Raw genomic sequence first — 12,537 nt, 5'->3', positions numbered from 1 at the left:
CATAGCCGAAGTTATTTTTAATTTTGGCTATGAGTAGGGAAACCCTTTGTGAATACTGAATACGCGTTTGGGTATATATGCCGTAACTTTACTATTTCAACACTATTCATTTTTTCAGTAAATGCTATTTCCGCCGAACCGGGCAGTCATAAGGAGCTGACTCAGTATTTGGATGAAGTTCGAGGTGAGTCTGCTATTCCCGCAATGGCAGTCGCGGTCATTACTGCCGGCAAAGTCAGTTATATTGAAGGTTTCGGCTACCTAGATGAGAAGTTAACCAAGCCCACAACGGATAAAACGCTATTCAGGGCTGCGTCAATTTCTAAACTTTTCACCGCGCAAGCCATAATGAAATTAGTAGAGCGAAGAAAATTAAGCCTCGATGACGAAGTGGGTTTATACATCCCCCAGCTTGAAAAATCTCAAATTACTATAAAGCAATTACTCACCCATTCTTCAGGCTTAACGGACGTTATTAGGCCTGTGAGTGTTAAACAAGGTAGATCGCTGAAGCGTTATTTAGAATTGGTGAGAGGCGCTGTCCCCGAAGAGTCTGAAAGTCACAGCTTTGTGTATAGTGACACTAATTATAATCTGTTGGGTGAGATCATTCTCTCAGTTAGTGGTCAGCGCTATGACGCTTTCATCTATGACAATATTTTTAAGCCAGCAAAAATCAGAAAAAGTCATTTTTATGATGGCTCAAATGAAAATTTCGCTGAAACGCACCCAACCTACAGGGGAAAGTTAATAGACAAGCTTGAGCAGCGACCCTATGACTTAGCTTTTAACCCCAGTGAAGGCCTCATTGCTAATGTATACGATTTAAGCCAATGGCTTACGCTCACGCTTAACCACGCTCCTGTCATTTTAGATAAGCAATCCTTCGATGCGATGTTAGTGCCACAAGTAAAAACCACGTGGGGTGAAATATACATGGCACTAGGTTGGCAGGTTTATGAGAATGAATATGGGAAAGTCGCTAGGCATCCAGGTAGTATTCGTGGGTACAAATCGCTAGTGCTTACATATCCAGACAGTAAAAACGCAATAATTATACTGAGTAACTCAAGTGATACACCGCGCTGGGAAATTGCAAAGTCCATTACGGATATTTTAAATAAGAGCGGGGAGTGGTAGCTCGAGCGGCGTTTATTACAAAAGCCTAACCTGAGTTACGTCGTGATCGTGCGCAAGCCACAATGTGTCATTAAACTTATCGACGTTTTCAAGCCACTTCTTATCAATGTTCCCTAGTACCCGTTTGGGTGTCAGATTTAAAACATAAGCTTTAGCTCCGTCCAGTGTATAAAAATGAATGCTGTAAGGACTAAAGATTGATTTAACCATCAAGTATTGTTTATCTGAAGAAAAACTTCCGCGGCCGTGTATCGTAGGAGTCACTTGAAAGTTTCCGTCATCGTTTAGTTTCATTAAGTGCGCTGAGTTTGATGGGCATGGCTCAATTTTACGCCACATGAATGGACAATTAATGATGTGTACAAGTGGCCCTTCATTAAAACAGATATCGGCACATTCGTAATACCAAGCCGTATTGAAAGGAAAAGTATATAATGGTGAATAGTAAGCAATGTTGTTATTTAAACTTATTGTCGAAATAAATCGTCCACGCCTTTTATAAAAATAATCTTCTAAAATTACGTGGATTGTTCCGGTAAGTTCATCCATGTATGCTTTTACCGGCGCAGTGGAGTGCTTAGCTGCATCTAACGGTAAGGGTGTTGAAAAAGGGTATGTTTTGAATTCTTTGTCTGTGAATGTATATATGACAACACTATCGTGAAAAACACAGCCGAACCCCGTTTTTGTAATAAATAACGCTGCACACGAAAGCACTCCTAGTTCATAAGGTATAACGAAGGGAAGCGTATCAACGCTGCCGTCTTGCAGTAGGATAAATTGATATCCAGCATCCTTTCTCCAACTCAAAGCTGCGCAGCGACCATCACTTAATGCCACCATCTCTTCGATGCTCATCGGTAAGTGATATTGATGAGTAATTACTGTTTTAATTGACATAACTAGTCCTTAGTTGCGTCGTCACATAAATTGATGTGTTTTGAAGGCAAGACAAATTAACACTCTACATAGGTTATATTACAGTTAACATTGAGCGTGGACTAGTGAGTTTAACGCTATAAATTATTGTGTGGTCTTGGCTTAATATACTATTCAACAAGTCCCCACATGAGCATGGCATGTGTAAAAAGAAAGGACGGCAGTAGCCGTTTAAAATTAGTATAATGCTTAACAATTCTATAGGTTCAACATGATTGTTGAAGTGATTGTATAACAGTTAACCGGAGTGTTTGTGTCAGTAAGTAACCTTGAACTTAAACGCTATCTAGATGGCACACTTAGAGCCCATGAGATTAGCGACTATTGCCCTAATGGTCTGCAAGTTGAAGGCAAGCCAGAAATTCAACGTGTGGTAACAGGGGTAACGGCCTCACAAGCCTTGATTGATGCCGCCATTGCAGAAAATGCCGATGCCATCGTGGTGCATCATGGCTATTTTTGGAAAGGCGAGTCGCAAGCGATTAGCGGCATGAAGAAAAAGCGCATCAAGGCATTACTTGCACACGATATTAATTTATACGCATACCATCTACCATTGGATGTTCACCCCGAGTTTGGGAATAACCGACAGCTTGCGGCACTGCTTAATATTGACAATGTACAAGCCCTAAGCGGCGTAAAACCTACGGGTGTGGTTATGAAAGGGGAGTTCGAAAGCCCAATATCTCAGCATGACCTACAGCAGTTTTTAGCTGATAAGTTAGGACACGCTGTATTAGCGGAAGGTGATGATACTAAAGCTATTAAAACCGTTGCGTGGTGTACAGGTGGCGGTCAAGGCTTTATAGAGCAAGCTGTTGCGGCAGGGGTAGATGCGTTTATTACCGGTGAAGTGTCTGAACAAACTATTCATACGGCGCGTGAAATGGGCATTAGCTTTTTTGCGGCGGGTCATCATGCCACTGAGCGCTACGGCGTGAAGGCATTAGGTGAGCACATTCAAATCGAGTTTAACCTCGACGTCTCTTTTATCGATATTCCAAATCCAGCATGACACAAAAATCAGATCATATTTTTGACGGTATAGCCGCAAAGTTTGCCGATAACATCTATGGCACTACAAAAGGTAAGCTTAGACAAATTATGCTTTGTGAAGCCTTAGCCCCTTTTGTTGAATTAACAGAAAGTACACTGCCTAAAAAGGTACTAGAAGTGGGGGGCGGCACAGGTGTGATGGCCGCTCACTTGGCATCGTTAGGGCATAGTGTGTTGCTAACTGATGGGTCAGAAGATGTATTGGTTCATGCTAAAGAAAATTTAAAAACGTTTTCAAACGTGAATATTCAACATCAATATTTGTTAGATATTCAAAATATGGAAGACTTTGATTTTATAGTGTGCCACGCTGTTTTGGAATGGTTGAATGAGCCCTACCAAGCTATTCAGTTTCTCTATGACAACATGCGTAAAGGGGCAATATTAAGCCTGAGTTTTTTTAACCGTGATGCAAACTTAATGACTAACGCAATTTACGGTAATTTTGATTACATTGCGCAAGGTATGAAAGTCAGGAACCAAGTTCGCCTTAACCCTAAAAATCCGTTACCGGCTAAACAAGCCAGCGATTTTTGTGAGTCTATTGGTTTTACGGTAAAAGCGAAAACTGGCATACGATGTTTTCATGATTACTTGAAGAACCCAGAGCATCAAACTACCCAGTTTGAAGGGTTGGTAAACCTAGAACGAACCTATAACCAAACAGAGCCATTTATGTGGTTAGGTAAGTACTTCCATCTTGTGTTGGAAAAGTAGCAAATATTGCTACTTTTCTACTATTTTCTTTAAACTTTGTGCTTGAAGCTATGCTCATTAGCTTAAGCCCGTTAAGCCAAGCCTTTAAAATAAGCCCCTTAAGTTGTGTGCTGAACCATATTGTTGTTAACGTTCAAGCTAGAGTCACCGGCAAAGAACCGTAAGTTATCTAGGGTTATGGCGGCAATCTCACTCAAAGCTTCTTTGGTGAAAAAGCCTTGATGCCCGGTTACCAATACATTGGGAAACGTGAGTAAACGCTGAAATACGTCGTCTTGAATAATATCTTGTGAATGGTCACTGAAAAACAACTCTGATTCTCGCTCATAAACGTCCAAACCCACATACCCTAAATGCCCACTTTTTAGCGCATTGATTACCGACTTATCATCAATCAATCCGCCACGTGATGTGTTTATCAGCATGGCGCCTTTGGGCATGAGGGCAATACTCGACTCATTGATAAGGTGATAGCTTTGCTCGGTAAGCGGGCAGTGAAGAGTAACAATATGGCTTTGGCTAAAAAGCGATTCAAGTGACGTGTAAACAACGCCTTCCTGTTTAAGTTGCTCATTAGGGTAGGGGTCGTAGCATAAGACATTGCAACCAAAGCCTTTCAAAATTCGGATCACCGATTGGCCAATACGCCCTGTACCTATCACGCCTACTGTTTTGTTGTGTAAAGTGAAACCCAGTAAACCGCTTAATTCAAAGTTACCTTCTTTCACCCTGTTATAGGCTTTATGTGTCTTGCGATTTAGCGTAAGAATGAGTGCTAACGTGTGTTCAGCCACGGTTTCCGGGCTGTAGGCAGGTACTCTCGATACACTGATATTGAGTTCATGAGCTGTTGCGATATCAACATTATTGAAACCGGCGCAGCGTAGGGCAATATGCTTGATGCCAGCCTCATGCAAAATATACAAAGTTTTCGCGTTAAGTTCATCATTGACGAAAACACAGACAGCATCGAAACCTTGGCAAAGCAAGGCAGTCTCAGCGGTGAGTTGATGAGGGAAATAAGTAAAGGAAATAGGGGGGAGGCTCTCAGTTTTTTCTACGCTCAAGGCTTTTTCTAAGCTCAAGGCTGCTGCCTTAAAAACAGTTTCTTCATAAGGCTTAGCGCTAAAAAAGGCGACTTTCATTATATTGCACTCCCTCTTCATTAATAGTTAATAATTTAGGCTTTTAAGAGTCCATCAATATCATTGCTTATTTCATTCGGCTTCGTGGTTGGGGCGTAACGCTTTACCACGTTTCCATTGGCATCGACGAGAAACTTAGTGAAATTCCACTTTATGCGTTTAGAGCCAAGTAAACCAGGTGCTTGTGATTTTAATTCAACGTAAAGAGGATGGGTTTGCGTTCCATTAACGTCAGTTTTTTTAAATAATGGGAAAGAAACTCCAAAGTTCATACTACAAAATTGAGCAATATCATCATCTGAACCCGGTTCCTGGTGACCAAATTGATCGCAAGGAAATGCCAATATTTCGAAGCCCTTCGGACTATATGCTTTATAGAGTTTTTCTAAACCTTCATATTGATTAGTAAAGCCACATTTACTGGCGGTATTAACGATAAGTAATACTTTGCCTTTAAAGTCTGACATAGCAATAGCTTCGCCGTTATTTTTAACCACTTGGTGACTATATATGCTCATAGCGCTTCTCTTTATTTTAGTTATTGTTTTGTTTTAGTTATCAGAAAGTTTGTTACACTTCGCTTCAGTATAATCAGTTATGACGAGAGTTACACTATGTCAAATAATACAACTACAACGTCTTCATCTGTAGGTTCACCTATCGATAATGCATCGATAAAAGTCAGTTTTCTAGGGCTTGGCGTGATGGGCTACCCCATGGCAGGGCATCTAGCAAAATCAGGCTTCGATGTTACTGTTTATAATCGCACAAAAGCGAAGTCAGATAAGTGGGTTAAAGAGTTTCAGGGCGCCCTTGCCCTATCCCCAGCAGAAGCCGCAAAAGATGCTGATATAGTGTTGATGTGCGTAGGTAACGACAACGATGTTAAAGACGTTGCCAGCCAAGCCTTAGGTACGATGGGGCCGGGTACACTACTGATAGATCACACTACCGCGTCGGCAGAAGTAGCGCGTGAAATGTTTTCACTATGTCAAAAGCAGTCTATCGCCTTTTTAGATGCACCAGTGTCAGGCGGCCAGGCCGGTGCTGAAAATGGTTTGCTTACCGTTATGGTGGGAGGCGAACAACAGGCTTTTGACCGTGCTGAAGCTGTTTTTTCTGCTTATGCTAGACACAGTCAATTGCTAGGTGAAAGTGGTAGTGGCCAGTTAGCAAAAATGATGAACCAAATTTGCATTGCCGGTATTGTTCAAGGGCTAGCGGAGGCACTTCATTTTGGTCAAAAAGCAGGATTAGATTGTAAAGCGGTGATTGATGTCATTAGTAAAGGCGCTGCACAATCTTGGCAAATGGAAAATCGTGCGTCTACCATGCTCGAAAACCATTATGATTATGGCTTTGCGGTAGATTGGATGCGAAAAGATTTATCTATTGCCCTTGATGAAGCGCGTCGAAATGGTTCAACATTAGCGCTAACGGCCTTGGTCGACCAATATTATGGCGACGTTCAGAAAATGGGTGGCCATCGCTGGGATACATCAAGCCTACTAATGCGTTTGAAATAACATACCATCGGTATGAGCACACTTGGTCAGTTTATACCTAACGTTTAATGGTGCTTGTTGTCTTCGTTGATAGCAGGGGCTATTAGCTTTTCTGCATTAGCTTGGGCCGTTAGGTTTAATTGGGTGAGCCTATGATGATTACTATCTGAAAGTGCCATATCAGCAATAACACGAAGCAGTTTGCGAATTCCGTATTTGCGATAAACGGCGGTGTCTGATTCAATCATGCACTGCAATAAATTAAGCCCGAATGCTGCCGTTTCTGGCGATAAATTCAATGCATCATAGAAATGTTTCATTGCCGGCAAGTATTGTTTGTTCATAAACAACTGTGTACCGGTTTCATTTAGCATAACTGCCTGGTCATGATTAAGGCCCAGGCGCTCACCACCACTAAAAATAAGATCGTCGTTAGCAACCTGCTCTGAGATGATCTGCAGCTCGGCATTCTTCTGCTTTGCAAGGGCAAGTAATTGGCTAGCTTTACCTTCCTCGCCCAAACCATGATGTACTTTTGCGGCAATCACTAGCATCGAAGGCTCGGTACGCAAGTAATCATCCATGTAGTCACTTTCAAGTAAGTGAGCGGCTTTTTGATCTTCGCTTTCTAAAATGGCTGAAAAGGCCAGTAGGTAGTCTCTTTTTTGCAATACTTGGCGATCACTTTGACTGCGACCTGCCAAGCCAACTAACTTACGAGCTTGGCTTAAGCTTTCTTCTCGATTGGTACTAGGCGCTTCTTCTGCTAGCAATAAGTAAAACTCCGCCAATTCGAAGGTGAAATCGTTAAATCTGTCTCTGGCACTTCGATGCATAGCGCGCTTTTTTTGGAGCAGATCTATAGCCTCTACCACCTTGTCCTGTTTTTGATACGCGAGAGATTTTAACCTAGCAGCGGGTAAACTAAGATCGCTGAACTTTATCTGGCTTAAATAGGTCTCTACTTGCTCATACGACTTTTGCTCAAAAGATAGAGAGGCAAGCCATTCAAACGCGCTGTCTCGCGCTAGGGTTGAAGTTACCATACCACTAAGTTCGTCTTGGCAATCGGGCCATAGTCCCGCCGCATATTGGCACCTAATTTTGCCCCACTGTGCCCAAAGTACTTTATCTGAACGCGTGAGTACATCATCATATACACGCATCGCATGTAAAATATCTTCGTTTTCAAACAAGAGTTTGGCGTAAAGTTTACCTACATCAGACGCTAGCCTTGGTGGTACGCCTTCTCGCAATTTTTTACGTAACAGTGTGATAGCAGAAGGGCGTTGTTTGTTATCCATTTCCCGTAACACGGGCTCAATATACTTACGATAGCTCAAATAGTGCTTAATTTGACGAGACAACGAGGCAATCGTGTAAGGTTTTATAAGCAACGCATCAGGTTGCAAATCCATTATGCGGCCGATGGTTTGCGGAGAACGATCGGAGGTAAGAAAAATAAGGCCGGTGCTAGGGCGAATAAAACCTGATTCTTTAAGGCTTTGCACCCATTCCACTCCTGTTCTTCCTTGGCCTAAGTGGTAGTCCATAATGATGAGTTCGAAATGCTGCTTACGTAACGCCGATTTAAGTTCTACACCTGAACCAAAACTGCTCACGTTTAATTTTGCAATGGGCAGGAGGTGCCCCCGCAACGTGGTGCGCGCAGTTGCGTTATCTTCAACAATAGCAATCCGATAATCCAAGAGGTGTCAGTATAGTAGTGTTTTAATAAACATAGCTTATCAGCGCTGGGTGTAAAGTGCATTAGCCGTAAGTTTAACTTTCTAACTATATGTCTTTATTTATTATTTTAAGGCAAGGGGAGTTGAAAATTAGATTAATGTATAACTGTATTTTTCACAATTATTTCACATTAACTTTATTTATTTTTGATGTTTACGTTTACGTGAAGGTAAGTTGTTATATACTGTATTTACGACTGACTACTCAATGCTTGTGTTCTAGTTGATACAGGCATAATACATCACCAATTTATTACCCAGAAGGGCAAGTAATATGAATTTCGACCTTTCAGATGATCAACTCGCCTTTGAAGAAACCGCCCGTCAATTTGCGATGCAGGAATTTGCCCCCCATGCAGCTCAATGGGACAGAGACCATCACTTTCCCGTTGAGGCCATTAAAAAAGCGGGTGAACTAGGTTTTTGTGGTTTATATACCCCCGAATCAGAAGGCGGGCTGGGATTATCGCGCCTTGATGCATCTATTATTTTTGAGCAGCTTTCCATGGGGTGCACTACCACCACTGCCATGTTGACCATTCACAACATGGCCACGTGGATGATTGCTACTTGGGGCCAAGAAGCGACTAAAAAGCAATGGTGTGAAGTACTTGTATCAGGGGAAAAACTGGCTTCTTATTGCTTAACCGAGCCCGGTGCTGGCTCAGATGCTGCTTCATTGAAAACTAAAGCTACGCCGGTAGATAATGGCTATGTGCTCAACGGCGCAAAAGTGTTTATTTCAGGCGCAGGAAGTACCGACGTGCTTGTGGTAATGGCTAGAACCGGTGGAGACGGCCCAAAAGGGATCAGTGCGTTTGCTGTTCCCGCTGATGCCGACGGTATTATTTACGGCAAAGCGGAAGAGAAAATGGGCTGGAATGCCCAGCCAACCAGAATGATCACTTTCGACAACGTAAAGATTGATGCGTCGTGTCGTTTAGGTGATGAAGGCCAAGGCTTTAAAATGGCTATGCAAGGGTTAGACGGTGGGAGAATTAATATAGCAACATGCTCCATAGGAACGGCGCAACAAGCGCTTAATGTGGCTAGGCAGTATCTCACTGAGCGTGAGCAATTTGGAAAACCCATTGCTACTTTCCAAGCGTTGCAATTCAAATTAGCAGATATGGCAACTGAATTGGTTGCTGCCCGACAAATGGTGAGAATGGCAGCCAGTAAGCTTGATAGTAAACATGCCGATAGCAGTACCTATTGCGCAATGGCGAAACGATTTGCCACAGATGTGGGTTTTAAGGTGTGTAACGACGCGTTACAGTTGCATGGTGGATACGGCTATATCAAAGAATATCCGTTAGAACGTCACGTAAGAGATGTGCGGGTACATCAAATATTGGAAGGCACAAACGAAATTATGCGAGTTATCATCGGAAGGCGCTTGCTAAGCGATGAAAATAGCGTTCTGTGATAACAGGCTTGATGAAAAAGAAGAGCTGATGCTACAAGGAGTAAAAAGTGGAACATACAAAATCTGTAGTGATTGTTGAAGAAATCGCAACACAGTCAGGGCATACGATTGGCGTGCTTACCCTAAATAAGCCGAAAGCCCTAAATGCGTTAGATTTAGAAATGGCGAGTTTGTTATTAGACGCACTGCAAGCATGGGCAAATAGAAGCGATCTCGTTTGTGTCGTATTAAAAGCGGCAGGGGAAAAAGCATTTTGTGCCGGTGGCGATATTGTCTCTATGTACAACGCAATGCTTGAATCGAATGGCGAAATTCCTGATTTTCTAGCTTCCTTTTTCCGTACCGAATATACCCTCGATTATACAATTCATCATTACACCAAACCCATTATTGTGTGGGGCTCTGGTATCGTTATGGGCGGTGGAATGGGGTTAATCTGTGGTGCAAGCCATCGCGTGGTCACCGAAACGTCACGTCTTGCTATGCCTGAAATAACCATTGGGTTATATCCTGATGTAGGAGGCAGCTATTTTCTGCCACGCTTACCAGGCAAAACTGGCCTTTTCTTAGGACTAACCGGTGTACAAATGAATGGGGCAGACGCCTGTTACGTAGAATTAGCTGATGTATTAGTGGCGTCTGATCAACAGCCCGCCATGTTTGATGCACTGCAAAGCTTCTCGTGGAAACTTGATGATAAATCTGAGTCACTTAACGGGCAAGTTACCACTATTTTAAACGGCCTTAACACGCCAGAAAATGAGCTTGTAACAAATGTAAAATCTCACCGAGCCGTTATCGAGAAATGGTGTGAACCCGATAATGTAACTGATGTGGTGAATAATTTATTATCAGCAGATGTAAGCGAAGATAAGTGGTTAAGCCGGGCACAATCTACATTGGCTAAAGGGTCACCTATAACAGCGCATTTAGTATTTGAAGAGTGCAAACGTGGGGCCGAGTTGTCTTTAGCTGATTGCTTTCGTATGGAAGCTATTATGTCTTGTCGCTGTGGTCAACATGGAGAGTTTCAGGAAGGCGTACGTGCATTGCTAATAGAAAAAGATTTATCGCCTAAATGGAAGTACAAGAGAGTGGAAGATGTGCCAGAAGAGGTGGTTGCATCCTTCTTTGACTCACCCTGGACCAATGAAACCCATCCATTGGCTGATTTATAGCCACACTTTATTGTGTGAGCCATACTTTACCTTAAACACTTTCACAACCTAGTATCAAGGCTGAAGCAGCCACGACACCGGCAGCGAAGTTTGATAAACTCGCTGCCAGTATTAGACAGTTTTACAGTGGACTCTTTTTTATGTGGCAATGCCCACTTTGCCGAAGCCCAATCGATATTAGCGCCTCGGTCATCCAATGCAGCAATAACCATAGTTTTGACAAAGCGAAAGCAGGCTACGTTAACCTTCTTCCCGTCCAATTTAAAAACTCTAAGTCACCTGGTGACGACAAAAGTATGGTTCGCGCTCGAAGAGAGTTCCACGACCTCAATGGTTATGGGCCGTTAAAGCAACGCATGACCGATATAGTGGCACAGTATTACACCGATACACGCAAGCGTGAAAATGCCAGTATCAATGGGAAAGAAGAGCTTGCAATCTACGATGCAGGGTGCGGGGAAGGGAGTTATTTAAACGCCCTAGTAACCGGTTTAGAAGCCCACGGTATTAATACTTCTGGCAGTGGTAGTGATATTGCGAAAATTGCGGTGGAATTAGCAGCGAAAGCGTATAAATCGCAGCAGTTTGTTGTGGCCAGTAGCTTTGATTTGCCCATTGAATCAAATACGCAAGATGTTGTAATTCAAGTTTTTGCCCCCGGTAGCAGTGAAGAGTATGCACGGGTGTTAAAAGCGGGTGGGCTCTTGCTTACCGTGGACCCTGCACCCATGCATTTGTTCGAGTTAAAGTCGCTGGTATACGACAACCCCGCAAAACATGCTGTAGAAAAAGAACAGCGGGTGGGTTTTGAACAAACTTTGGATGAAACCGTCAATTACCCTTTGCATTTCGATAACGATGAACAAAAAATCGCGTTGATAAAAATGACGCCTTATTACTGGCGTTTACCTCCGGATAGATTGGCTGTCATTGTTGAAAAGCTAAACCACGTCACCGTTGATTTTCGTGTTCAAGCTTGGCTAAAAATGCCAGAAACCGCTTGAATGCAGTTGAAGAGATAGCACAACATGGGTTCACACACTGTTAAAGCCTTATTTTTAGACCGTGATGGCATTGTAAATGTCGACCATGGTTATGTGGGCCGGTACGAAGATTTTGAATATGTAGACGGCATATTCTCGCTAATAACGCGTTTTGAAAATGCGGGCTATAAAATTATCATCGTTACCAATCAGTCGGGCATTGCACGAGGCTTGTATTCTGAAGATGATTTTAAGGCATTGATGAGCGCGGTTCAGCAAGACTTTTACCAAGCCGGAATTGGTGAAGTGTCTGTGTATTTTTGTCCTCATCATCCAGAACACGGCATTGGGACATACAAAAAGCAGTGTGTGTGCCGCAAACCTAATCCAGGCATGTTAATACAGGCCGCAGAAGACCATTCTATTTCACTACCTTTAAGTATCATGATTGGTGACAGTTGGCGAGATATACAAGCAGGGCAAGAAGTCAATTTGTCTCACTGTTATTATGTTTCCAGCAAAGCCCCACCGCCCAATGCTGAATTAGAAAATGTCACACAAGTCACCTCTTTGAACGATATAGGGGTTCTAGGGATTTTCCCCTCTAAAAAGACATAATCCTCTGTAGACCACACCAATAAATGGCTGCGGAGGTGGGTTACTACTTATAAGTGTGGCAAATTAGGTAAATATCGTA

Annotated in this window: 12 protein-coding genes; 8 read left to right on the top strand and 4 right to left on the bottom strand. The window is 42.8% G+C overall.

The annotated features are described in order from the left end of the window. The first annotated feature begins 48 nt into the window (after positions 1 to 48). Positions 49 to 1,140 (top strand): serine hydrolase domain-containing protein, encoded by a 1,092-nt coding sequence (locus J5X92_RS04305; protein WP_208804774.1) that lies wholly within the window; start codon positions 49 to 51, stop codon positions 1,138 to 1,140. 15 nt (positions 1,141 to 1,155) lie between these two features. On the opposite strand, the gene J5X92_RS04300 is transcribed toward J5X92_RS04305, so the two are convergent. Next, positions 1,156 to 2,040 (bottom strand): hypothetical protein, encoded by an 885-nt coding sequence (locus tag J5X92_RS04300; protein ID WP_208804772.1) that lies wholly within the window; start codon positions 2,038 to 2,040, stop codon positions 1,156 to 1,158. A gap of 292 nt (positions 2,041 to 2,332) precedes the next feature. Here J5X92_RS04300 and J5X92_RS04295 point away from each other — a divergent pair, with 292 nt between their 5' ends. Both J5X92_RS04295 and J5X92_RS04290 read left to right on the top strand, forming a co-directional pair. Continuing rightward, complete coding sequence (locus J5X92_RS04295) at positions 2,333 to 3,094, top strand: Nif3-like dinuclear metal center hexameric protein (RefSeq protein WP_208804770.1); 762 nt, start codon at positions 2,333 to 2,335, stop codon at positions 3,092 to 3,094. Beyond that, positions 3,091 to 3,852, top strand: coding sequence for a methyltransferase (locus tag J5X92_RS04290; RefSeq protein ID WP_208804768.1), 762 nt, complete (start codon positions 3,091 to 3,093; stop codon positions 3,850 to 3,852). Before J5X92_RS04295 ends, J5X92_RS04290 begins: the two co-directional genes overlap by 4 nt. A 98-nt stretch (positions 3,853 to 3,950) precedes the next feature. Here J5X92_RS04290 and J5X92_RS04285 read toward each other — a convergent pair whose 3' ends face one another. After that, positions 3,951 to 4,997: a 2-hydroxyacid dehydrogenase gene (locus J5X92_RS04285; RefSeq protein WP_208804766.1), complete on the bottom strand. Its 1,047-nt coding sequence runs from the start codon at positions 4,995 to 4,997 to the stop codon at positions 3,951 to 3,953. A 35-nt stretch (positions 4,998 to 5,032) separates the two neighbouring features. Continuing rightward, positions 5,033 to 5,515 carry a glutathione peroxidase gene (locus tag J5X92_RS04280; RefSeq protein ID WP_208804764.1) on the bottom strand — a complete coding sequence of 161 codons (483 nt, stop codon included), beginning with the start codon at positions 5,513 to 5,515 and terminating at the stop codon, positions 5,033 to 5,035. A 96-nt stretch (positions 5,516 to 5,611) separates the two neighbouring features. Here J5X92_RS04280 and J5X92_RS04275 point away from each other — a divergent pair, with 96 nt between their 5' ends. Continuing rightward, positions 5,612 to 6,523 (top strand): NAD(P)-dependent oxidoreductase, encoded by a 912-nt coding sequence (locus J5X92_RS04275; RefSeq protein WP_208804762.1) that lies wholly within the window; start codon positions 5,612 to 5,614, stop codon positions 6,521 to 6,523. Between the two features lie 44 nt (positions 6,524 to 6,567). Here the strand turns inward: J5X92_RS04275 and J5X92_RS04270 are convergent, their stop codons facing one another. After that, entirely contained in the window at positions 6,568 to 8,211 is a 1,644-nt protein-coding gene (locus J5X92_RS04270; protein WP_013784015.1) for a response regulator, read from the bottom strand. A gap of 313 nt (positions 8,212 to 8,524) precedes the next feature. On the opposite strand from J5X92_RS04270, the gene J5X92_RS04265 reads away from it, so the two are divergent. From J5X92_RS04265 to J5X92_RS04250, 4 genes are all read left to right on the top strand, one after another. Beyond that, on the top strand, positions 8,525 to 9,679 hold the full coding sequence (locus J5X92_RS04265; RefSeq protein ID WP_208804760.1) for an acyl-CoA dehydrogenase family protein: 1,155 nt from the start codon (positions 8,525 to 8,527) through the stop codon (positions 9,677 to 9,679). A 47-nt stretch (positions 9,680 to 9,726) separates the two neighbouring features. After that, on the top strand, positions 9,727 to 10,857 hold the full coding sequence (locus J5X92_RS04260; RefSeq protein ID WP_208804759.1) for an enoyl-CoA hydratase/isomerase family protein: 1,131 nt from the start codon (positions 9,727 to 9,729) through the stop codon (positions 10,855 to 10,857). A gap of 140 nt (positions 10,858 to 10,997) precedes the next feature. Then, the gene (locus J5X92_RS04255; protein WP_208804758.1) at positions 10,998 to 11,861 is read left to right on the top strand and encodes a putative RNA methyltransferase; all 864 of its coding nucleotides are present in this window, start codon (positions 10,998 to 11,000) and stop codon (positions 11,859 to 11,861) included. A 24-nt stretch (positions 11,862 to 11,885) separates the two neighbouring features. After that, positions 11,886 to 12,458 (top strand): HAD family hydrolase, encoded by a 573-nt coding sequence (locus tag J5X92_RS04250; RefSeq protein ID WP_208804757.1) that lies wholly within the window; start codon positions 11,886 to 11,888, stop codon positions 12,456 to 12,458. Positions 12,459 to 12,537: the final 79 nt, after the last annotated feature.

This window comes from Alteromonas sp. K632G (assembly GCF_017653625.1).
In the GTDB taxonomy this organism is placed as follows: Bacteria; Pseudomonadota; Gammaproteobacteria; order Enterobacterales; family Alteromonadaceae; genus Alteromonas; species Alteromonas naphthalenivorans.
The sequence above is the reverse complement of the archived record's forward strand: the minus strand, read 5'-3'. Positions and strand labels throughout refer to the sequence as shown.

What these genes read in the sequence shown, in the direction of transcription:
- J5X92_RS04250 (WP_208804757.1), top strand. Translation starts at nt 11,886, where the DNA reads ATGGGTTCACACACTGTTAAAGCCTTATTTTTAGACCGTGATGGCATT.
- J5X92_RS04290 (WP_208804768.1), top strand. Translation starts at nt 3,091, where the DNA reads ATGACACAAAAATCAGATCATATTTTTGACGGTATAGCCGCAAAGTTT.
- J5X92_RS04300 (WP_208804772.1), bottom strand. Translation starts at nt 2,040, where the DNA reads ATGTCAATTAAAACAGTAATTACTCATCAATATCACTTACCGATGAGC.
- J5X92_RS04280 (WP_208804764.1), bottom strand. Translation starts at nt 5,515, where the DNA reads ATGAGCATATATAGTCACCAAGTGGTTAAAAATAACGGCGAAGCTATT.
- J5X92_RS04285 (WP_208804766.1), bottom strand. Translation starts at nt 4,997, where the DNA reads ATGAAAGTCGCCTTTTTTAGCGCTAAGCCTTATGAAGAAACTGTTTTT.
- J5X92_RS04265 (WP_208804760.1), top strand. Translation starts at nt 8,525, where the DNA reads ATGAATTTCGACCTTTCAGATGATCAACTCGCCTTTGAAGAAACCGCC.
- J5X92_RS04275 (WP_208804762.1), top strand. Translation starts at nt 5,612, where the DNA reads ATGTCAAATAATACAACTACAACGTCTTCATCTGTAGGTTCACCTATC.
- J5X92_RS04255 (WP_208804758.1), top strand. Translation starts at nt 10,998, where the DNA reads ATGTGGCAATGCCCACTTTGCCGAAGCCCAATCGATATTAGCGCCTCG.